Below are 23,395 nucleotides of genomic sequence, written 5' to 3' on the forward strand. Positions count from 1 at the left end.
TATATGCCCTTTTTGCGCCAGATAGTTATGTTTCTGATAATAGTAATAACAAACAAAGGGCTGTGTGATGAGGGTACGCAGGGTATTTTCATTAATAAAACCAAACTGGTCTTCTCTTCGCATTTAAATAAAATTGTTCTCAGGGTGGTTAACAATACTGCCGATCATTATTTATTACAGGCAGTAATTCAAAGTTACGACCCTAAAACGGGGATGGCAGTTAATGATAATCAAGTTACACCCTTTATAGTTTCGCCTCCACTTCACGAACTACGTGCCGGTGATGATATTTTTTTGTCTTTACTTGTCGTGCCATCACGCGCAACGCTCTTACCATCAAATAGAGAGAGTTTATACTATTTGACGCTAAGGTTAATACCCTCTGAAATTAAAGTGTACAACTCAGCTAAATTACATTTAGTCACTGCCTATAACATCAGGGTTTACTGGCGCCCTATGCTTGATCCAATTAATGAAAAAAACATTTACTTTTCTTGCGATAATGGTGAGTTGAATATTTTCAATCGCTCAGGTTATTACAGGGAAGTGGCGCAGCTATTTATTGATAAGTTTAGGATCAAAAAGTCAATACTCATTAGACCCGTACCACCTTATGGTAAATTGGAAATAAATACTTCTGTTCAACATTGCTCACCAGGTGTGCATCAGGTTTCATGGCGTTTTCGGAATGACTCTGGTATGCCATCTGACTTATATCAAATGGATTTTTAGCGAGTTAGGGTATGAATGTTCTGATAAGAAAATTTTCCTTTATTTTTTGTGGCATTCAGATGTTTGTTGTCCCTGTTTTTGAGCAGGCAACTCTGGCATCTACTCCTTTACAGGAATACGCATATTTAAACTTTCATGCAATTGTTGAAGCTACAACATGCGATATCTCTTTGGATAAAACGGAGGTTGAAACGTCGATAAACAAATCAATACTGACTACTATAGGTCCTAATAATGTTTATCCACTTGAGATTCTCGAACTAACGTTGAATAACTGCACAGGCCTTATTGATGCGGGAAAGAATGTGATGGTTGGTTTTAGTGGGCAGGAGGCCGATACCGACTATACTTTCCGTGCAGCAGATTCGAAAAATGTTAAGCTATCCGCTGTTTTTAATTTTACCGATCAATTAACGACACCCAACATTGCACATTGCAGCCAGGCTAATGTAATTGATTATAATAATCTTACTGCAAATTTACTTCCCTGGCCTGTAAAGCCTGCACCTTCTGGTGAACTCCACTCATTGAATAATAGTAAGGCAAAACTATTCACAGGTATTTGCATTCCTCCTGATGGTGATTCAGGAAATGGTCAATTTCACGCTGCATTAGATATCTCATTATTCTTCATCTAATCATGAATCATAAGAAAATTATTGATCTACTCTTATTCAGAGTCGAAATAAACCTTCTTAGATTATCATTAATATTAATGATTGTTGGGCCTTTTCTTTTCCAGAAATCGAGCCACGCTGAAGATTATTTCGATCCTGACCTACTGATGACCGACCAGCAGGGAAGCATAGAAAAAATAGATCTTAGTCAGTTTGAAAAGGAATCATCACTTGCTGAAGGAACATATCTTGTTGATGTTATTGTTAATACTGTATGGATATCCTCAGAAATGGTTAAGTTTAAAGTATCTCCTCGCGGAGGAAAACTAACCGCACAGTTAAACCGCGAACAACTTAGCCGTTGGGGAGTTAATACTAATAGTAATGATGCCCTTGCAGCTTTAAAAAACGGTGAATATGTTGATGATTTGTCACGTGTTATTCCCGGCGCAACGATTCGTTTTGAACAGCAGAAACTAAAACTTAATGTTGAGATTCCACAAATAGTAATGAAACCATCCGAATCTTCTCAGCTTCCTGCAGTCGACAAATGGGATGACGGCATACCAGCTCTGATGTTTAATTATATGTTCAGTGGTATGCAAAGTGATGCTGATTTCTCCAACAGACATGCAAGAATGCGTTCACTTTTTCTTTCATCGCAAGGCGGTGCAAATTGGGGGCCATGGCGGTTACGCAGTTCCATTACGTGGTCGCAACAGGCAAATTCACCGATATTCTCTAACCGATATATTGCGAGAGATCTAAAAAAACTAAAGAGTGAACTTACTCTGGGTGAAACATGGACACAAAATGACATACTGGACAGTGTTAATTTTACAGGTCTTAAGTTGAAATCCAGTGATGGCATGAAACCTGACAATCAACGTGGTTTTGCGCCTGTTATTTCTGGTATTGCCAGCTCGCGTGCGCAAGTTAGTATCTATCAGAACCATAATCTCATCTATCAGACATCCGTTGCCGCTGGAGATTTCCGCTTAACAGATATTCCACAGACAATGAATAGCGGTGAGTTGACGGTAATTGTCAGGGAAGCGAATGGTAATACCCAGCAGTGGGTTCAGCCCTACACCGGACTCCCCATCATGCAGCGAAATGGCCATGCTGAATATGAGTTTGAGATAGGGAAGGCAATATTTAACTCTTATCATAAGGATGTTCAACCTACATTCGGCCAGGGAACTCTTATTTATGGTTTACCTGCAAACACTACTGGCTATGGAGGATTTTTGCTTTCTCGAAAATATATAGCCATGACGGCAGGTGCTGGCGTTTCACTGGGAGAGTTGGGGGCTGTATCGATTGATAATACCTGGTCGCATGCAAGCCAGCCTCAGAGTTCTACGATATCGGGTAATGCATGGCGACTTAAGTACTCAAAAAATCTTATTACTACGGGTACAACTATTGATATCTATGATTTTCGTTATGCGTCGCGTGGTTATATATCCTTTATGGATAGTCAGACTTTACCGGTTATGAGCTCTTTAACGGGGAGTCAGGTATCAGGCGAATTATACAGAAACAGAAGGCGTCAGCGGAATTCGCAGCAAATCATTTTGCGACAAAATTTTAGTCATTGGGGAAGTATGAATCTTAGCGCAATTCATGAGGATTACTGGAATTCAAGTGAAACTGATAACCGTTTTAGTTTTGGATATGGATTGTCTGTTAGTGCAGTTTCTATGTCGATTAACATTTCCGTTAATAAAAATCAGCTCACCATGCCAGGGCAGAAAAAGAATTGTGAGGTTTCTTTCAACCTTTCAGTACCGCTTGATGCCTTCTCATCCAATTCAAATTCCCGTTATGGTGATCTCAGTTACCAGGCAATTCGCGACCCTCGGGGGAATTTCAGTCAAATGGCCAGCCTTTCCGGAATGTTAAATGACAACTGGAATTATGAGTTTGGACAGTCATCGTCACAAGGTCAGGACGCGATGACAATGTTAAACATGGGATATGACGGAAGTACGGGTAATGCGCAATTTGCTTATGACTGGAGTCATCATCAGAAGACAGCGAGCGCCAGTGCTACTGGCGGCGTTGTCATCCATTCCTGGGGAGTGACGCTTGCACCTGTTTTAGGGGAAAGTATTGCTCTGATCCGCGCCCCCGGCGCTTCCGGGGTTCATATCGTAAATACTCACGAAAATACCGATTGGCAAGGTTATGCCGTGGTTCCGTCACTCACTAATTATCGCTATAACGCGATTAATCTCGATCCTGATGGTCTGGATAGCCATGTTATGTTAACGGAAACCGGAAGACGCGTTGTGCCGACAAAAGGGGCTGTTGTTGTTGCAGAATATCCTGTACGCACCGGAAGGCAGGCCATTATAACGTTGCATTATCAGCGAGGTGTTGTTCCTTTTGGTGCGATGGTAAGTTTAGCGACGGATCATAATAAAGGGAATGCGGGGATTGTCGGCGAAAATGGTGAAGTTTACTTATCAGGATTAACTGATGAAGGAGACTTAAAGGTTATATGGGGTAATGAAATAAATAAACAGTGCAGTGCATCTTTCAATCTCCCGCATGATTCCGGGCGTTATTTAGATGAATTAACCCTGACTTGTCATCAACACCCTTTTTCCTCGAGGTAAACTTATGTTCAGATTTATGCTTCTGCTGTTCCTTATAGTCTGTTCTTGTTCCTATGCATCATCATTCTTAGCAAAATCTGTCTCTGATGGAAGTCAGGCACAATGCGAAATTACTGGTATAAGTCATACACAAGGTGCTACTTCTCCTGCTGAACTTGGTGTTCTCTGTCGTTACCACACACAAAATAATCGAATATTTGCCCTGACTCTGGGGTGGTCTGGTCCTGCTCCTGCTCCTGGTGCTGTTTCTGTGAACTGTAATGGATCCCAGAATTTGCAATCTTCACCATTGGGAACAGTGATTAACACTACGTCCCCCACTGCAGAACAGGATGTAAGCGCTCTATACTCTTCGGGGTATTTGTTTAATGTGGGGGCAGGGCAAGTTTTATGTCAGATATCTTTTAATAATTCCGACCTAATGAAATACCCCGGGTTATACATTGCTGGATTATTCAGTAATTTTAAAAACCAGCCTGATGTATGGGAATTGCCTAGTTATGTCGTAATCAATTATAAGACCGTACCAGCAGAGACTGGTTCTGTTTTCTGTTATCTTATTACTCCTCCAGACACCACTGATATGGGGATTATAAAACCAAATAGTGAGTCGAAACAGGTGATCATTAATATTGGGGTTAGTTGTTCTGGGGCAGCCACCAGTACGAAGGGAACTATACTGGGCTATTCTGTGCGATTTAGTCAATTCAATTGTTCTACTGATTGTTCGTTACTGGGTGAATATCATTCTTATTTTGGTTGTGTTGCTGATCCCGGCGATGACCCGCAAACCGGTTTTACTATGAGTGATGTTATGTGGTTTAATAAGGGGGAGACAGTGAAGACAAAAACCTACATCACGCGATGGAAAATCAGGGATAACAGCGGGAACCCCAGAGATATTACTGCCAAAGCATATGTGGATATATATTATTATTAAGATTTGGTTATTTTTATATCGACAATATCTTCAGGATTAAATTCATAGCATTATGCATATGCACGGCTGATACTATAATTATATATCCATTGTTTCAATCAAGACTCTTCCCCCTTTTAAGTACCATTTCTAACCAGTTTATATGGGGTATTTTTTTATTATATTTTTGATAATTAATTTAAACGATAGCCTGTAATGCTTATTGCTGTTAATTATAACTGTTTTATGGTTTTTTGTTTATTTTGATTTTTATTAATCTTGTTGAATCTATCAGAGAAGAAAGGGTTCAAGGTTTTGATATGACTTCAACAGTATATGAAAAAAAAACTACGTATGATGGACTAACAGTGACATTAAGCATGCGTAAAGGTGTTTATAGAGGAGGAGTATACTTCGACAATGCTGAACTGGAGGTTCTGGGGGATATCGAAAAATATCATATTTATTATCTTCTTAAGATAAATGACAAATATGGTAATCCCGTCTCTGGAAAACAAATAAAGCTACGCGTAGATGCTATTACATTTCATACAGTCTCTGATTATAACGGTTTTGAATCAGTAATAGACTACTCTGGAGATTTAAAGAAAAGTAACCCTGAGGTTGGTGTCTGGACTAATGTAAATATTGACAGTAATGGTGAATATCTCGCTGGCTTGCTCCCTTGTCTGATAAAAAAAGGGAACAATCAAACTAAAAGTAATACAGATGGGCCATATACTTATGCAGTAGTTGAATTGATTTTTATAGTTGATGATGTTGATGTTCGAGCTGTAATAAATGTTGATGATACTTTTGACCCACTAAATCTTTCGTCTCTGGATGACTATCCAGTGGTGAATAATTCTACAGGTAACTATAGAGATATTACTGATACAGTAATTTACTCTCCATCAGTTTATGATCTTGAGTACCCACAGTTAAGTAAAAAAGTGTATTTTGGTTTTCGTGAAGATGCCGATTACATATATGAGGATAAAGATTTGGTCGGGGTTCCGGTAGATAAAAATAATCGAGCCAAAATGCCATTTACTGAGAGTGAAATTAATAATCGAGCCGTCTGGGCCTATGGAGCTAATACATCTGGTTTTTTATCTTCACCGTTACGTTGTCGGGAAGTTAATTCTCAACCCCAATCCAAAATTATAATCATCCCGCAAAACAACAGCAATATCTTTCCGGGGCAGACGGTTTATGCCACTTTCCAGTATGCACTGAAAGCCGGTGAAGTTTTTTCCGGAACCGAATGTCCATTTAAATTAAACCGGGGGGCTTTTTATCCTCCTGAGATTTCCTGGTGGAAGGACGGGAATACCTTATATGGCGGCTGCTTACTGACTGTGGATGACAGCCTGAAGAAAGGCGACCGGCTGTCGTGGACGGTTTCCTGCTGCCTTAATAATACCGGAGTTCCGGTAGCCTCTGAAACGGTGAACTGGAATGTGGCCTGGGATGCCGATATCGATGTTGACGTCACTTTTGCCGCTGATACATCCGCGTTAATTGATTACAGTAATGACAGTTCGCGACCGTTATCCTCACGTCCCACCATGACCTGGCGGCTGACCGTACCGGGACTGAGAAACACCCAGGCCTGTTTTTATCCCCTCGTGACCCGCATTACCGAAGACGCCATCATCAGCGACGAGTCGTTCAGTGAAATTGTCCCCTGTGCGGTGGACAGAATCAGTGGTGATTATTTTTACGTCATGCTGGACGACCAGGGGAGCGCTGTCATTAACGTGCAGCCCCGGGCAAACCGCACGCTGCTTACCGCGTTTAGCGCCGGGATTTATGGCGTCGGGACGATGATTAACACCGCGAACTTTTTTATCAACAGTGCCTGGGAAACCGCGAGTGTTCCAGCTGTCAGCGTGACGGAAGGACAGAACCCTCAGGCCCGTCCGGGTGATGACAGCTATGCCCTGGCGACATTTCCGCTGCTTTCTAACTGGGAGGCGGTCAAGGCGCACGATCTGCTGGGCGGTGCAGTCTATCTGTTTGCCGGAAAAGAGATACAGAAAAAGAACCACTACACCCCGTTGATGTTGCTGGGAAAAACGCAGATCCCGCTTAAAGCCGATGGTGGCGCGCCCGATATCGCCCTGTATTTTACCGAATCTAACTTTGAGGCCGGAAAGACCTATTACATCCACGCCTGTCTTGTTGAAAACGCTTATCTGCACAAGGGAGTGAATTACCTTCGTCTGCAGGATATCAAATTTGAAATTCCGCAGGAGCAGCCCGCCGTACCGGAAGGGGTGAAGCGGACATACCGGGCGCCGGAATTTGTTTGTAAAGACGGCGCGGTGATTGATGAAGATGATGTCCTGCTCGGGCGCAATGAAATCGGTTATCAGGGGCTGGAATACCGCATTCCGTTATCCGGCGGGCAAAAACACCTGGTGGCGGGCGACCAGATAATGGCCACGGCATATCTGCACGCGTGGAATAAACAGACGCAGGAAATGGAAAACAGTAACCCGCTGTTGAAATTAAATCAGCTCTACACAGTGACAGAGGCTGATATCAACCAGGGCTATCTGACGGATATTATTTCCGCAGAAGATCTGGCGGGCTGTGATATGCCGCCGCAGGGCGTGGATCAGAGCACGCTGAGAATGGAATACTTCTGCCAGAATAAGCAGGAATACTCTTATCTGCGAGAAGTATTCATTGATATAACAATGTAATTAATAAAGTTAAAGGTGATGTCATGTTAAATATGCGAAAAATTAAATCTGTAGAGAAGTTTAAATCTGAACAATATCTCAGAGATGTTCATCCGGTGACTTCTCATGTTAACGCCCTCACTCCAGGAGCATTAACATGCAGCTTCCCTTCCCAGAAAGGGATAGTGCGAGGGCAGACTGTTTATCTGGAATTTTATTATAAATACCAGACCGGAGAAACTGCCCTGGATCCTAACGCAACAAAACTGGATGTGGTGAGCAACAATATTTCTGCAGACCTACAAGGTCAGGGAGAATTTACGGATACTGATGGTGGCAAAGCTTATATGTACAAGTATTCGTTCAAGGTAACTAGCAAGGTCGCTCTGGGCGATAACGCGATCGACTTGACATTTACTGTACAAGCCCAGGGAGCAGGTGCGCCAGTAACATGTAACTGCCAATATTATGTACTGGAGTCAAATACTGATCTCGATGATGAGATTACTATCTCTTTTGATAACACTCAGGTTATTGATTTGAATGCCCCCGAAACTCTTAATGATAGTTATTCAAATCTGTCTGGTGTCACCTGTATTACAGGTACGGTAACGTATAAACGTAATTTAAAGAAATATCCTGGCGATGAAAAACACCAGGATATCCAACTGTATCTGCGACCTGTAAGTATGGCACAGGCGGTATTCGAAAACGTATTTTTTATGATGTCTGATACTAATCAGGGGGTAGCTAAATCATATCCTGATATGCAATATCATTATGTTAGTAATTTATCTTCGAGTAAACTTGATGGTTTTGTTATTAACCTTGAAAATGATTCAGTATCGCAAACTGGCGTGGCAAAGTTCCGTATTTATCCCTGTGCTAAAGATGCCGGTTTCCTGGTGATGACAGTAAGTTCAGGTTCCCAGGATATTGATACTTCTGACTCTAAAGGACTATTTATTGAAGGCCTTACACCAGAGTATATGGGATATTCAATGTACTTTGAAAATACTGATGGTGATGTTCTTGATGAAGACCAACAGAAAGTGAATTTGCATTTCAAATCTCTGGAGGATGCGGAATCCGAACTTGATTATGGCGGTTTCATAAACGATACTATTCTTGTGTTTAATGAGCCAACTTATGTTGATCTTATGGGAACAGAAGTTATTGGTAATCGAACCTTTTTGGGGCGTTATGAGGTTCCTTCAAAACCGCAGAAAACAATTTATCCTTTTGAGTTTGATACCACAGCGTTACTCGTTCAGGATAACGTAAATAAAGCCAAAAACAGGCTTTCATACATTGTTGCTGAACGTAGTGGCAACGTAGGGCTCTCTGAACATAAAAGACTTATTGTCACGAAGGCAGTTCCAGTGACGCCGCCGAAAAAAGGAACGTTAAAATCACCAACCTTTATTGATGTTAGTGGCACGGAAATGGTATCAGGAGGGATCATAAATAAGCATCGTATTGGCAACGGCCTGCCTGGTGAGCATATGTACTATCGTATTCCGGTTGCTGGAAACCTTACTGCAGGAGATGTTATTAATTCTAAAATTGAATTATCGTATTACGATGATGATAATTATATTTATTCAAATTTACCCAGTCGGTTGCTTCACTCCTACGAAATTACGCCAGCAGATGTTACGCTAGGTTACCTACAGGTTGAGGTTATGTATGAAGATCTTTGTAATTGCAACAGTGATCCTTTAGGCACAGTCAGTAGCAAATTAATTATCTGGTATGAGACTGAAGGGAACATTGAAGCTGTGTCTTCTACACTAATTCTTTATATCGATACAGTAATGTAAGTCCAAAATGGATACCAGTAATAATGCTGGTACCCATATTTATATTTTATTACAATAGTGTTTTGGTATTAATATGTCAAAGTATAAATTATTAATCATTGGCGGCATATTATCTTCATTGGCAGGGTGTGCTTATGTTGTGCATCCTCACTGGGATAAATGTGGTAATTCAGCGTGTACAGTACAAGCGATAAATGTAGCAAAATAACAGATTGATGAATCATAAGGCAGTCTATTCATTATTATTTTACACAACATAGGGAAATAGCCTAAGTTTGTCAGAAAACCACCAATACCGAGTGGTATGGTGGTTTTCTGGCTTTACAAGGGAATTAAGGATTAGATACAACTACCTGAACTTTTCGTTTCTGAGTCTCTTTAGTGACTTTCCAGGTGCTGTTTGTCGCGCCTGTTATATCAACATAATTACCGCTATTTGCAGAGTCCTCGACCTGCCACTGGTAGTTCAATACACCGCACGCTTTTGTACAGGTTGGTGTTGCTGTCAGAGTGTCATTAACGACGGGGGAGCCAGAAACACCGGTGCCGCCGCTAATTACCACTTTAATGACATCGTCGCTTCCAGAAATCTGTAGTCCACCTGCGGTTCCGTTTACTAAAGCCTGAACAGGTTTTCCCTGGAATGGTTCAGTAATATTTTTGTCAGTTTGTGGAGTAACAAATAGTGTAATTGTTTGTCCTAAATCTTTGTCCTGAATAGTGTAAGTTTCGGTCGCCGCCACTTCAGTAGAACCAATCTTCCAGCTATAGACTCGGGGAGTCGTTGTATCGGGTTTATCTCCATCAACATCGGCAAATACAAAGTCATGACCAGGATCGATTTTTACGACATCTCCATGGTCAAGAATACCGTTCGTATTTGTATCTTCAAAAGTAATCTCACCTGCAGTCAACGTTGGCTCATGACCGGTAATGGGCGCCGTTGCGGAAGAGGTGATTATTGCTGCGACGGCATTAACACTCATACTGAGTAAAAAGCCCATTGTAATGCTGGCGGCAGTCTTTTTTTTCAAGCTTAGTTTCATATTCTCTTGTCTTATCATTTAATAACAAACACCCAATAAAGATATGGGGTAATGACTTTCTGATTCAGCAGTAGGTCATTTGCTAATTTGTACCCGTACTTTTCGTTTTTGATCTGCGGCGGAAGGAACATATGTCATCGTCGTGGCACCTGGAATATCGACATAATTATTACTACCTGCTTGATCTTCTCTCTGCCATTGGTAACTCAACGCATTGCAGTCCGTACTGCAAGGCATTGTTATTGTCAGCGTATTTCCCACTACAGGCACACCAGAAACCGTTGCGACAGGAGCCGCTATAAGGTTAAAGATCAGGCGTTTGCCGGTATCCTTGCCATTAATGTTGACGCCAACAGGTAACTTTGGGTTTTCCAGAAGACCAGTAAATGTTGTGGTGTAATGTCCAGGGCTGCTTTCCTGAACGGTATCGAAGGAATATTTCGATGTATCTACAGTACTGTCAGCAATAAAGAATGTTATGCGTTCTTTTTCGTTGCTAATTGGCTGGCCTCTTCTGTTTTGCAAGGTAAGGGTCAGAGTCGACTTGTCAGTGCCTCCGACAGAAAACGTTGACTTGTCAGCAGTAAGCGTACTTTGCTCAAGTGTGGCTGAGGTATCCGTAAAAATGATGTCAGCGGATGCCAGCGTTGTATCTTCCAGACTTGCAGTAATAGTAAATTTTCCTGCGTTTTCACCGGCAGTTACCGTTGTTGTGTAAATGCCATTACCAGACTCTTTGAGTTTTCCCAGTTGTGGCAAAACCGGAGCCTGAGTTTTTGATGTGACGGTTCCTTTCGCCAAAGCCATACCGTCTACCAGCGAGTTGATTGGAGTAAATGCACCATTGAGAATTATCTGCTCTGCTTTGCCGCTTATCGGTTTTTTCTCATTATCCAGTAGAGAAATTGTCAAAGTGGTTTGTGTTTTTGTATCTGCCAGCAGATGCGCCACGGCGATGCTAAGACTGGAATATTTCTTACTTACTATCGGTGGCGTAAGAACAACCTGCATTTCGGCGGGTTGCGATGCATTACCACGGGTATCATGCGCAATAGCGGAGATTCCCCATGCATTGATCGCGTCATCTTTCCATTCCGGCAACACCATCTGCCAGCGAACTCCCTGACCGATTAACTTACCGCCAGCGGCTAAAAATGAGGCGTCATCCCATTCAACATCTTGCAAACCATGTTTCGCCTTCACCTCAAGTAATAATGGAATGACCTGTTTTGATTTTCCTGTTACTCGTTCAGGGAGATGTAATTTGATAACGTTCTGTTTGCGGTACTCAAGAACGATGTCGTTATTACGATTAACAAGATCATAGCGACTGCCATTCAGAGTACGGATGCCTTCTACCGCATCGGTATTTAATTGCTGGCGAAGCGGGGTGCCAATGCGCCAGTTCACATCCGCTTTTAGCTGAGTGTCATGTTTCCCACTCTCGCCAGTGCGATGTTCCGCGCTTAATGTCAGCAACGGAAATGGTGTGAAATTTACGCCGACAGTCAGAGCCCGGGGGTTTTTCTGCCGGTTTTCTTTGCCAAACAGCGCGACTTCCCGACCGAAATACTGCTCATACGTTAGCCTGGTCCCCAGTTGCGGGAGAGCGGGAAGGTATCCTTCCAGGCGTAAATCCCAACCATTAGCAGGACGTTCTTCATAATCTTCAACATCCGGGGATGCTTTCCATCCGGTTAGCCCGATGTAGCCATTGGCAGAGAATTTAACAAAATTACGCCAGTATTCGGCGCCAATCCCCGCCCGGGCATGATCACCAGATAAATCGTAATCGATAAAGGTATTGAGGCCATACATCGTTTGCTGGTTGAAGTGGCGATAACCAATGCCCTGGTTCACAATCCCTCGCCCGTCCACACGGTGGACGCCGCTTTGAGTAAACAGCAGGTTGTTCGGTACGTCGTACCACGGATGAAGCAATATAAAAGAGGAGTCTTTTAGCGATAAGTTATCGTCGGCGCTGATTTCTATTTGTGCTGTTCCGTAATGTTGCAGCCATTCAGCGGCGCTTTGATTTGCCTTACCCAGCACAAAGCCTTTGGCCATCGCTTTTGCCATGTCGCTATTGGTATGGCCAGAAAGCAAATCTCCAGTCTGAGAAGCGAAAGCGGCTAACTGAGTTAGTTCAGCATTTTCTTGTTGTTTTTCATCATTATTTTCAGCATCTGAATCCACTCGAGAACTGTCTCGTTGTGTCTCGTAAGGCGTGCTTTTTTGATCTGCGAGCGAAGCGATATCGTCTCCGGCAATCGCCGGAAACATGACCTGGCAAATCGAGGTGAGCACGACCGTTAGACTTTTAATAACAAAACTGGGGTTCATAATTTTGCTGGTGTTGTACATATTCTCGAGATCAGTAGTTTTAAGTTAATAAATAATTTAGGTTTGGTAATTATGGATAATAGAATAAATGTATTTATTATTTTATAGGCGGAACTCATTAAGTTAAATTCTGAATAAATGCCATGAACAGATGGTTATTCTTGCATTGATGTAACTTTTTGTTAATGTGGCGTCAGTGTTGTAATTAGTACAGTGGTGTGTTTTTGGTGTTGTATAACTTAAAGATTCATCCGGGAGTTATAAATCAGCATGCGCTTGCAGATTCAGTTGAAGGGGGAGGTAATATGATGTGTTATCTTTTTTAGAGAGAAGAAAAATAATGCTCGCAAGGTTTTTTATAACGATGACCAAAAAGCGAATGTTCTCTGATAACAGAATGTTTGGTTAAAATCCTATTAAATCACCTGCTATATCACCATTTATCCTGTGCGACAGGGAAAGCGAACCTATGGATTAACGCCAACACGTTTTGGATATGTCAGCACTTTCTGGCTTATCTAAATCTGCTTTGGGCCGATGTTTTATTAAACAACCTAAGTAATCTGTGAGGTGATGCTATGAACGATCATGAAGCACTAGAGAATATGATGAAAGAGATTCAGCAAATCGTCTCGTTTCATGCCGGAGCCGAAACGAGAGTCCAGACCAGAGTGACTATCAGGAGTAACGATGATAAGCACATTTTAATAAACATAGGTGAAATTTCAGACATAGATATTCATTTTAAAAGTCCTGCTATGAAATAGAGCTACATCACATTTTGTTCGTCAAAATGTCTGGTTTGCATATCATACGCTTTCTCGTGATGGAACAGACATAATTGCGATAATGCTTCATGTGGTACATTTTTAGCTTTTATGTCTGAAGTTAATATATTTATAGGTTGTGTTTTATGTTTTCTTCTGGCAACCAAACCAGGAATGCTGATATATCCTTTTTATAATGAGTTGTTTTATCAACATAATTTTCATTGGCTTAATAAATATCCTGGTTGTTAGATTTGTTATTATCCCATTTTTTATTCTTCAACTTCTATTGTTTCTGTCGTAAAACGAATGTTTTCTTACGCCAGGGCAATTAAACGAATTTGCTGTTATTGATAATCTCTAAACAGGGAGTAGCATTTCTTTATGTGCTCATATCGCAGCATTAGCTTTATTCTCACCTGTTGTACAATACGATAACTTATTTTGTGCCTGACCTGGCTTTGTAAAGTATCAAGAGAAGCTAAGTAATCACCTGGGATTATCCGAAACTACTCTGCTACAAGAGATGTGGACAGTAATGTTCATACACCTTTTCTACGTTGATGTAGTGCAATGAAAAGATTATCGATGATTATTAATACACGGCAAATATTGGCACTGTCGGTGCTTGCCGCGGTTGCCCTGACAACCTCAATACCCGTTTATGCGGCGACAGTACAAGCGCAAACACTGGTGATTACTGGACATAAACCCGTGGCTACACCTGTGCTTACCCTGGGGGATACATTAACGCTGGATCCCAAATTCAGCGATCCCGATGGGGATACTGAAGATAATTCACTGTCAGGAACGACGTATCAGTGGCAGGTGGAAACGACTCCCGGGCAGTGGAAGGATATTCCAGGACAGACCACGACCCAATACACACCCTCTTCACCAAGTGAAGGTCATGTACTGCGAGCGCAAGTTACTGTGCGGACAGACAGTAATAATACTATTCCCTTTGAGGGCGATGCGGTTGCCTCCGCGTCTGTTGATACCTACAGCGTAATCAGCAGTACAAAGTCATCATTGCCAGATTGTGTTGGGCTGGCCGATACAGATATTGAATGCAGCGTGAAGTTGATCAATAGCCTCGGCGAACCGGTCAGTAATGCGATAGTTGATATTAAGCCAGGCTATTCTGCAAAAACAACCCCGGGGACTACGGACAGTAGTGGTCAAACGACCGTTATTGTGCACCCGGATAAAGTCGTTGATGCTGCGGAGGATAATGACGCGAAATCTGTAATAACCGTGAATAATGTTAAGGTTTTACCCCAGATAAAAGTCAAGGTTACACCGATAGTCGAGCTGTACGATAAAGTAAATAATACAGCCAGAGACTGGTCTGGAATTAGTCAATATGGCGCTTTTTTACCGATTAACAGTACCGTGGGTTTCGCAAGCACAAATGGAAAAAAACTGGATACTAATCGTTGGATAGTTGAAGGTGTGACCCCTGCAGGCAAACAAAAAATAGAATTAGATGCAACAAGTACGGAAATTCAGGTTACTAATAAACCCGGTGTCGGTATAGAAGGTTCAATGAAATTTACTGATAAAAAGACGAACATTGTACAAACATCTCAATCATTTCATTTTATGAGTTATATTAAGTTTTCTAATGTACCCGTATCATCATATGGTGGTATTGAATCCGTTTGTAAATCTTCAGCGGATGCAATAGCCGCAGGTTCTCACGAGGGCCTGCAAAGAAATGCTGCGCTCGCTTGGGGTTACCAGGGGTTACATGAAGGAGCGCTTTGGGCTGGGGTTACCTATAAGAATAATACGCTCGACGGTGCTTATGGTTATCCAAGAGGTTCCGGCAAGTATTCCTTTGTTGAAATAATTCAAGGGGAATGGGCACAGTCGCCACCAACACGAGTAGGTGGTGTGTCTGTGCCAACTGATGTTTTATGTCGTTAATATTAATTATTCTATTTTTGAGTGACCGCTTATGCGGTCATTTCTTTCAATTAAACCGGCAAGTGTAAAATATATGTTTCGGTTAATATTAAACTGAATCGTGTTTCAGAACTTTGTCTTTCCTCTCATGCATTTCAGTCGTTATCATTCATGTCACTTGTTGCGACGAAACCAGAATGCAGCGTAATTTATCGTTTCGAATCCCTGCCCCCCTCTTGAACAGATGTGTATTTGTACGCGATTAAACAAATAATCGTTTTAAAACAATCAATTACATCTTAATTTTGTGATTTAAAATAATATCACATCAAAATTGGATAATTCTGTCATAAAGTTCAGTGATGCAAGTGAGGTGCGGCGACTTTCAGGGTTCGGCAGACAAAGAATGAACGACCCGATTGTGAAAGCGCAGAACAGAACTAACCGTGGGGATACCCATCTCTACAATGATTCACATAAGGGAGCTATGGTGAATATGATTAATGCACAAGAACGTCATGCCACTTTTCAGTTTGGTGATTTCTCTTTTACAGATGATGGTTTTTTGTGTTGCGGAGCGGAGGAAGTCTATCTGCCGCCTAAAGAAGCTGGCGTGCTTAAGGTTTTATTAGCGAATGCAAAACGTGTAGTCAGTAAACATAAAATTATTAATGATGTCTGGTCTTCTGCGGTGAGTGACGAGTCCCTGACCCGAAGCATTTATCGTATTCGTAATGCTCTTGGTCAGAACAAAGAAAATATCTTTATTGAAACTGTTTACGGCAAAGGATACAGATTCGTCATAGACGTTAACACCACAGTATCAGACACCACTAAAAATAGTGAATATCATACATCCTGCCACGCTGTACAGTTAATGGAAGAAAAACGCACATTAGCTGGTTATGAATTTGCGGCTTCAGATGCGGTCTATTACGCAGCGTCGAAAACAAAACGCAACTGCAACCAATGTGATTTTCTGAAAGAGTTAATCTCTGCGCTTAATAATGATTTTCCGCTGAGAGGATAATTTGACTATGCATACCCATCGACGTGTTTGACGGTGGGTTATTGCCACGCAAATTTACATCTTCACTCTCATGATTGTGAGTCGTAGCCAATCGTTAATTGGTTTTTCACCACCGTCATGGCCGGTATTAACTGCCCTTTATAGCGCACGTTGTAAATAAAGTGAAAAACGCCTCCCGCCGATAAATGGCGGACAGGTGCTAAATGACCGGCGAGAGCAGGCAGGGGCTGACACCAGGTCGTACTGCATAAATTAATCTCCAGTCCCTGCGGCGCAGGAGTGAGAAGGTTTATTTTCCACGCAATATATTTCACTGGCGCGTTACGCGGTACGGCGGTGGGGGCGTGAATGACACGCCCAACCAGTAATTCTTCCCCAGTCGTCAGCGTGCCGCCGCTGCTCTGTTGGCTCCAGCTTCCTGCGGAAGCCAGGCACAATGATGAATGGAGCGTCAGCAACAGAAGTGCTGTCTTAATGGCTTTCATTATTTTTGTCCGCCGATACAGGTCGACATATGTAAAATTCGGTCGTGTGCAATTTCCTGCGTGGACAACACCACCAACTGTGGGTAAATCCGGCGCAGAAAACGGGAAAGCATGGTTCTGAGCGGCGGCGCGACAAGCAGTACCGGCGGAATATTACGCGCGTTTTGCTCAAGGATTGCCTGTTCTGTCTGGCGAATCAGGTTGTCGGCAATACCCGGTTCAATGATGCTGTTATTCTGGATCGCCTGCAGGAGAATCTTCTCAAGGTTACTGTCGAGGCCAATCACGTCGATATCTTTATTATTACGGAACCAATGTTGGGTAATTGCCCGACCGAGGCGGCTACGGATTTGAGCGGTTAAATCATCAGGATCGGTGATTGTCGGCGCAAATTCAGCCATCGTATCGATAATAGTGCGCATATCACGGATAGAAACTTGTTCCACCAGGAGATTTTGCAGCACTTTATGGAACAGCGTTAAAGAGATCACGCCAGGAATCAAGCCATCTACCAGTCGTGGCATATCTTTTTCAAGGCGATCGAGCAGCAGTTGGGCTTCATTGCGGCCAAACAGTTCGCCAGTGTGCTGGGTAATCAGATGGTTCAGATGCGTTGCCACCACGGAGGCCGGGTCAACCACGGTATAACCCTGTACCTGAGCCTGCTCACGCTGCACTTCATCAATCCACCATGCCGGGAAACCAAATGCCGGATCTTTACACGGCGTACCGTCCAGCTCACCTTCGGCGCAGCCTGGGTTAATCGCCATCCAGCGTTCAGGATGAATCGTGCCATGGCCAATTTCCACGCCTTTCAGCAGGATCCGATAACTGCCTGGTTCGAGACTCAGGTTGTCACAGATGTGCACCGACGGCGGGAGAAACCCCATTTCATGCGCAAAGTTTTTACGCAGGCCACGGATACGCGTCAGTAGCTGACCGTTTTGATCGCTATCAACCAGCGGAATTAAACGGTAGCCCACTTCCAGTCCCAGTACGTCCTCAATCTGTACGTCTGCCCAGGAGGCTTCGGCTGTGGCGTGAGCGGCTTCAGCGTGGATTTCGTCACGCGTTTTATCTTCTTTGCTGGCCGACTGGTTATTCTCCTGACGACCGCGTAACCACCAGGCTAACCCCAGCAGTGCAGCGGTAAAGAGCAGAAATACCAGATTAGGCATTCCAGGAATTAGGCCAAGCAGACCGATTACGCCCGCCGCCAGCAGCATCACCTGAGGATTGTGGAACAACTGTCCCACCATTTGCTCCCCGACATCCTGTTCGGTCGCTACGCGCGTCACAATAACACCGGCAGCGGTGGAGATTATCAGGGCAGGGATCTGGGAAACCAGACCGTCGCCAATGGTTAACAGGGTATACGTTTCACCGGCTTGTCCGATCGCCATGCCGTGTTGCAGAACACCGATAGCGAGGCCGCCGATAATGTTAATGGCCATAATCATCAGGCCCGCGATGGCATCGCCGCGCACGAACTTACTGGCACCGTCCATTGAGCCGTAAAAGTCGGATTCCTGGGTCACTTCGTTACGACGGCGCTTGGCTTCGGCTTCACCGATCAGACCGGCGTTAAGGTCTGCATCAATGGCCATCTGCTTACCTGGCATCCCGTCGAGAACGAAGCGAGCGCCCACTTCGGCAATACGTCCGGCACCTTTGGTGATAACCATAAAGTTAATGATGATCAGAATCGCAAACACCACGATGCCGATAGCGAAGTTACCGCCTACCAGAAAATGACCAAACGCTTCCACGACGCGACCCGCCGCCGCAGCGCCGGTGTGGCCTTCCATCAGGATGATACGCGTCGAGGCAATGTTCAGCGCCAGTCGAAGCAAGGTGGCAAACAGGAGGACCGTCGGGAATGCCGAGAACTCCAGCGTGTTTTTGGTGAACATGGATACGAGCAGGATCATCAATGAAAGGACGATATTGAACGTAAACAGGGTGTCCAGAAGAAACGCCGGGAGCGGCAGGACCATCATGGCGAGGATCATCATGATCAGCACCGGGCCGGCCAGTATTCGCCACTGGGTATCTTTCAACTGTGGTAAACGTAATTTAGTGGCGATATCAGACATCGGTATTCATCTCGTGGTTAAAATCCAGTTTTTCCGGTACAGGAAGGTTCCGGGGTGGTACGGGTTTGGTTTCGCCGGTGTGGCGCCAGCGACGCAGGCTGTAGACCCACGCGAGCACTTCAGCCACCGCGCTATAAAGTTCTGTTGGGATCGGTCTGCCAATCTCGCTGTGTCGGTAAAGCGCACGCGCCAGCGGTGGCGCTTCCAGCATCGGGATCTTATGTTCTTTCCCCAGCTCTCTGATGCGCAGTGCGACTTCCCCTGCGCCTTTGGCCAGCACGATGGGTGCGCTCATACTGTTTTCTTTGTATGACAGGGCGACGGAGTAGTGCGTTGGGTTATTGACAATCACATCAGCTTCAGGCACATCGGACATCATGCGGTTTCTGGCGATAGCGCGCTGCATCTGCTTGATTCTGTTCTTGATGTGCGGATCGCCTTCCTGCTGTTTAAATTCATCGCGTATTTCCTGGCGGGTCATACGCAGCTTTTTCAGGTTGCTGAAGATCTGGTTAAAAATGTCATAGCCAACCATCGGGATAATGCACAGTAGTACCATCATCAGGCAGTGCAGAATCAGGTCCATCGCGCGGCCAATCGCTTCAGGCAGTGGAGCACTCACTAACTGGATGAAATGCTCTTTATTATTAATAAGATACAAAGTGCAGCCTGTTCCTACTAAAGTAACTTTCAGACATCCTTTTAATAATTCAGCGACCATTTGCCCTGAAACCATCCGTTTCATTCCTGAAAGTGGATTTAAGCGTTTTAAATCTACTTTCAGGCCACCGCCCAGGTGAAGCCCACCAATCAGTAATGGCGAGGCAATCCCCACGACAAACAGCCCAAGCAGAAAGGGCATCAATGCCTGAATCATCATGACCAGCATGTCGTAAAGCTGGTGAATCATGCTTAACGGGTCCTCAATTTGATTTCTGTTGAGGGTTAACCCGGAATGCAATAACTGTAATAACGTGCGGGCAAGGTTTTCTCCGCTACCCGTCATCAGCGACCAGCCTGCTAACAGAATCAGCAGGGAGGTGAGTTCTCTGGAACGAGGAATCTGCCCTTTTTTCCGAGCTTCTTCTTTTCGGTGAGCTGTGGGTTCTTCTGTTTTTTCCTGATCGCTTTCTTCTGACATACGCCTGCCTGGATTTATTTCCTCTGATAGCCATTAAAGCCCTGGTTATCAGAGGAAATGACATTACATAGATTAAAAGCCGAGACTCTGGAGAAGGTCATCAACCTGGCCCTGGGATGTCATCACACCTGCCTGGGTGTTATCGATTTGCGGACCATTGATTAATGAATTAGCGACTTCTTTCGTCGGTACAGTCTCTTCAGGAATGTTCTCTACGAGAACCCGGATCAACTCTTTTTCGACAACTTCAATAATGGTCATCATGCGCTGGATAACCTGACCGGTCAGATCCTGAAAGTCCTGCGCCATCATGATTTCCATGAGTTGATTATTAGTTTTGCCAGCCAGACTGGTCGCCTGTTTCAGGTAATGTCGGGTATCCTTTACCAACTCACGCGCTTCAGGCAGTTCAACAGGCGCATCAAACCAGGCATCCCAGCGTTGCGTTAACTGCTCAGCTTCGCTGGTGATATAGTCCTGCATTGGTCTTGTTTCTTCTACACAGCTCAGAACACGCTCCGCAGCCTGCGATGTTTTCTTTGCCACATAATTCAGGCGTTCGCGGGCATCAGGGATCGCTTCAGCCGCATCCATGATGGTTCGCTCAAGGCCAAGACTGACCAGACTATCCCTTAGCATCCGTGTGATATTACCAATACGGGTAAAGACGTCTGGATCGTGATTCTTTGGTGGCAGTTGCGCAGACGCGGTCATGATTATCCCCCGAGCTTCTCAAAGATTTTGTTCAGCTTTTCTTCAAGAGTGGCTGCGGTAAAAGGTTTAACCACATAACCGCTGGCACCGGCCTGCGCTGCCGCGATAATGTTTTCTTTCTTCGCTTCTGCGGTAACCATCAGCACAGGCAGCGCTTTAAGCGCGCTATCCTGGCGAATTTCATTCAATAGCTGCAAACCGTCCATGTTCGGCATGTTCCAGTCACTAATGACAAAATCGAATGGTTCTTTTTTCAAACGCGTCAGTGCGTCATGACCATCTTCCGCTTCGTCAACATTGTTGAAGCCGAGATCTTTAAGGAGATTGCGGACAATGCGACGCATGGTGGCAAAGTCATCAACAACGAGGAAACGTAAATTCTTATCTGTCATGGTATATCCTGAAATGTTTCTAAGTACGAAACAGGCTGTTAAATACGGCGAGACTGCCCGGTTATGTTATTGAGAATTTGTTGGCTCATTTCATCCAGGTCGGCGACTTCTGTTACTGCCTCTAATGCCAGTGCTTCACGGGGCATACCGAATACCACACATGAGCGTTCGCTCTGGGCGAGAGTTCGGGCGCCAGTGTTACGCATCGCCAGCAGGCCTTTCGCACCATCGTTACCCATCCCGGTCAGGATCACCCCGACGGCATTTCGTCCTGCGACGCGGGCAACGGATTCAAACAGCGTATCTACCGACGGACGATGGCGGTTAACAGGCGGCGTGTCGCTAAGTTTGATATGGTAGTTAGCCCCGCTACGTACCAACTCCATATGTCTGCCACCTGGTGCAATATAAGCATGACCCGGCAGCACGCGGTCATCATGCTCTGCTTCCTTTACTGACAGCAGGCAGGCTTTATCAAGTCTCTGGGCAAAAGAACGGGTAAAACCTGGCGGCATATGTTGTGCAATGACGATCCCCGGACATGTCGGAGGCATTGGCAACAGGACATGGCTTAATGCTTCCGTACCACCGGTCGATGCGCCAATGGCAATAATTTTTTCACTGCCAATAAGCGGTGCGCGAATTACTGGGGGAACCGTTCTTTTCTGGAAAGTACGAACGCTCGCCGCGATACGAATTTTGTCGGCGATCATATCGCTGTATTTTTCCATGCCTTCCTGAAGTCCTTGCTGAGGTTTAGTAATAAAATCTACCGCTCCCAGTTCCAGCGCCGCGAGAGTGATATCTGATCCTTTGCTGGTCAGTGACGAAAGCATTAATACCGGCATTGGGCGCAGACGCATTAAGCGCTCAAGAAAATCCAGACCATCCATGCGCGGCATTTCAACATCCAGCGTCAGCACATCCGGGTTATGTTGTTTAATCAAATCACGGGCCATGATGGGGTCATGCGCCGTGGCGACCATTTCCATATCCGGTTGTTGATTAACAATTCGCGTCATGATGTTGCGGATTAACGCCGAATCGTCCACGCACAACACTTTTATCTTTTTCATTTGTTACTCCTTTGCCAGGCAGTAAACAGATTGGCCGCGCAGGCGGAAATGACTATTTGCGGTATTAAAATGTTCTGAATGACCTGCAAACAAAATTCCACCTGGTTTCAGTATTTCTGCAAAACGGCGCATAAGAATATTCTGTGTATTCCTGTCAAAATAAATCATTACGTTGCGACAAAAAATAGCATCAAAAGGTGCAGGAATATCCCACTGCGGATCCACGAGATTAAGCTGTTGGTAATGAATCGACGACAACAGCTCTCTTTTTACTTTTACTTTATCTCCGTGATTTCCGGTTCCCCGTAAAAACCAGTCTTTTTTCTGTTTTTCATTCAGACTAGCTAAATCGGATAATTGATAAATTCCTTTTTTGGCATGACGCAGAACATCGGTATCAATATCGGTTGCCAGTATACGAGGCCCCGTAATACTACGACCCAATGTTTCTTCCAGCGTCATTGCAATTGACAGCGGTTCTTCGCCGGTGGATGCCGCAGCGCACCAGACGTTATACATACCGCGTCGACTCCGCGCATGTTCTGCAAGAATAGGGAAATGGTACGCTTCACGAAAAAAAGATGTCAGGTTAGTGGTCAGCGAGTTGACAAATGCCTGCCATTCCGGCGCCTCTGAACTGCTTTCAAGCAGCGCCATATACTCGCTGAAACTGTTCATCCCTAGCTGAGTGATTCGGCGGGATAAACGATTATAAACCATATCTTTCTTTTGGCCATTCAGGACAATACCTGCCCTACGGTAAATTAACTCGCTGACGCGTGTTAAATCCTTATCCGTGAGAGTGTTCAGACCTTGCGCGGGGAATTCAGTGTGATTAGCCATATTGCGGAATTTTATTTCTCAGTGTTTCCGCCTTTAGCGGGGAATTGAGAGTTATTTTCAACATGCGCTCAGGATTTCAATGCATATCACCCGATCATAAACACCGCCAGGCGGTGATCAGGTGATACGGGAAAACAGAA

17 protein-coding genes are annotated in these 23,395 nt (G+C 44.3%); 8 read left to right on the forward strand and 9 right to left on the reverse strand.

Translation table 11 applies throughout. The annotated features are described in order from the left end of the window. The first annotated feature begins 3 nt into the window (after positions 1-3). The 6 genes from D9597_RS21130 to D9597_RS21155 all read left to right on the forward strand — a co-directional run bounded on the left by D9597_RS21130 (position 4) and on the right by D9597_RS21155 (position 9,411). Positions 4-732, forward strand: coding sequence for a fimbria/pilus periplasmic chaperone (locus D9597_RS21130; RefSeq protein ID WP_130224490.1), 729 nt, complete (start codon positions 4-6; stop codon positions 730-732). Between the two features lie 11 nt (positions 733-743). Beyond that, positions 744-1,370: a hypothetical protein gene (locus tag D9597_RS21135; RefSeq protein WP_130224492.1), complete on the forward strand. Its 627-nt coding sequence runs from the start codon at positions 744-746 to the stop codon at positions 1,368-1,370. A 77-nt stretch (positions 1,371-1,447) separates the two neighbouring features. Continuing rightward, positions 1,448-3,976, forward strand: a complete 2,529-nt coding sequence (locus tag D9597_RS21140) for a fimbria/pilus outer membrane usher protein (protein WP_276320031.1) — start codon at positions 1,448-1,450, stop codon at positions 3,974-3,976. Positions 3,977-3,980: 4 nt separating this feature from the next. Next, positions 3,981-4,916, forward strand: coding sequence for a hypothetical protein (locus D9597_RS21145; RefSeq protein ID WP_130224496.1), 936 nt, complete (start codon positions 3,981-3,983; stop codon positions 4,914-4,916). Positions 4,917-5,215: 299 nt separating this feature from the next. Beyond that, positions 5,216-7,609, forward strand: coding sequence for a hypothetical protein (locus D9597_RS21150; RefSeq protein ID WP_130224498.1), 2,394 nt, complete (start codon positions 5,216-5,218; stop codon positions 7,607-7,609). A 23-nt stretch (positions 7,610-7,632) separates the two neighbouring features. Next, entirely contained in the window at positions 7,633-9,411 is a 1,779-nt protein-coding gene (locus tag D9597_RS21155; RefSeq protein ID WP_130224500.1) for a hypothetical protein, read from the forward strand. Between the two features lie 332 nt (positions 9,412-9,743). Here D9597_RS21155 and D9597_RS21160 read toward each other — a convergent pair whose 3' ends face one another. Together D9597_RS21160 and D9597_RS21165 are read right to left on the reverse strand one after the other, a co-directional pair. After that, complete coding sequence (locus tag D9597_RS21160) at positions 9,744-10,457, reverse strand: ZirU family protein (RefSeq protein ID WP_130224502.1); 714 nt, start codon at positions 10,455-10,457, stop codon at positions 9,744-9,746. A gap of 75 nt (positions 10,458-10,532) precedes the next feature. Further along, the gene (locus D9597_RS21165; RefSeq protein ID WP_130224504.1) at positions 10,533-12,821 is read right to left on the reverse strand and encodes an inverse autotransporter beta domain-containing protein; all 2,289 of its coding nucleotides are present in this window, start codon (positions 12,819-12,821) and stop codon (positions 10,533-10,535) included. Positions 12,822-14,155: 1,334 nt separating this feature from the next. Here D9597_RS21165 and D9597_RS21170 point away from each other — a divergent pair. Both D9597_RS21170 and D9597_RS21175 read left to right on the forward strand, forming a co-directional pair. After that, positions 14,156-15,499, forward strand: a complete 1,344-nt coding sequence (locus D9597_RS21170; protein WP_130224506.1) for a hypothetical protein — start codon at positions 14,156-14,158, stop codon at positions 15,497-15,499. Positions 15,500-15,884: 385 nt separating this feature from the next. Then, positions 15,885-16,508, forward strand: coding sequence for a winged helix-turn-helix domain-containing protein (locus D9597_RS21175; protein WP_130224508.1), 624 nt, complete (start codon positions 15,885-15,887; stop codon positions 16,506-16,508). 68 nt (positions 16,509-16,576) lie between these two features. On the opposite strand, the gene D9597_RS21180 is transcribed toward D9597_RS21175, so the two are convergent. From D9597_RS21180 to D9597_RS21210, 7 genes are all read right to left on the reverse strand, one after another. Next, positions 16,577-16,993 (reverse strand): flagellar protein FlhE, encoded by a 417-nt coding sequence (locus D9597_RS21180; protein WP_130224510.1) that lies wholly within the window; start codon positions 16,991-16,993, stop codon positions 16,577-16,579. Next, positions 16,993-19,089 (reverse strand): flagellar biosynthesis protein FlhA, encoded by a 2,097-nt coding sequence (gene flhA, locus D9597_RS21185; RefSeq protein WP_130224512.1) that lies wholly within the window; start codon positions 19,087-19,089, stop codon positions 16,993-16,995. Before flhA ends, D9597_RS21180 begins: the two co-directional genes overlap by 1 nt. Beyond that, the gene (gene flhB, locus D9597_RS21190; RefSeq protein ID WP_130224514.1) at positions 19,082-20,230 is read right to left on the reverse strand and encodes a flagellar biosynthesis protein FlhB; all 1,149 of its coding nucleotides are present in this window, start codon (positions 20,228-20,230) and stop codon (positions 19,082-19,084) included. Before flhB ends, flhA begins: the two co-directional genes overlap by 8 nt. A 72-nt stretch (positions 20,231-20,302) precedes the next feature. Continuing rightward, positions 20,303-20,944 (reverse strand): protein phosphatase CheZ, encoded by a 642-nt coding sequence (cheZ, locus tag D9597_RS21195; RefSeq protein WP_130224516.1) that lies wholly within the window; start codon positions 20,942-20,944, stop codon positions 20,303-20,305. Positions 20,945-20,946: 2 nt separating this feature from the next. After that, positions 20,947-21,336: a chemotaxis response regulator CheY gene (gene cheY, locus D9597_RS21200; RefSeq protein ID WP_130209609.1), complete on the reverse strand. Its 390-nt coding sequence runs from the start codon at positions 21,334-21,336 to the stop codon at positions 20,947-20,949. A 38-nt stretch (positions 21,337-21,374) separates the two neighbouring features. Then, positions 21,375-22,412: a chemotaxis response regulator protein-glutamate methylesterase gene (locus tag D9597_RS21205; protein ID WP_130224518.1), complete on the reverse strand. Its 1,038-nt coding sequence runs from the start codon at positions 22,410-22,412 to the stop codon at positions 21,375-21,377. Between the two features lie 3 nt (positions 22,413-22,415). Then, positions 22,416-23,255, reverse strand: coding sequence for a CheR family methyltransferase (locus D9597_RS21210; protein ID WP_130224520.1), 840 nt, complete (start codon positions 23,253-23,255; stop codon positions 22,416-22,418). Between the last annotated feature and the right edge of the window lie 140 nt (positions 23,256-23,395).

It is taken from the genome of Escherichia sp. E13S3, assembly GCF_004212325.1.
Lineage (GTDB): Bacteria > Pseudomonadota > Gammaproteobacteria > Enterobacterales > Enterobacteriaceae > Escherichia.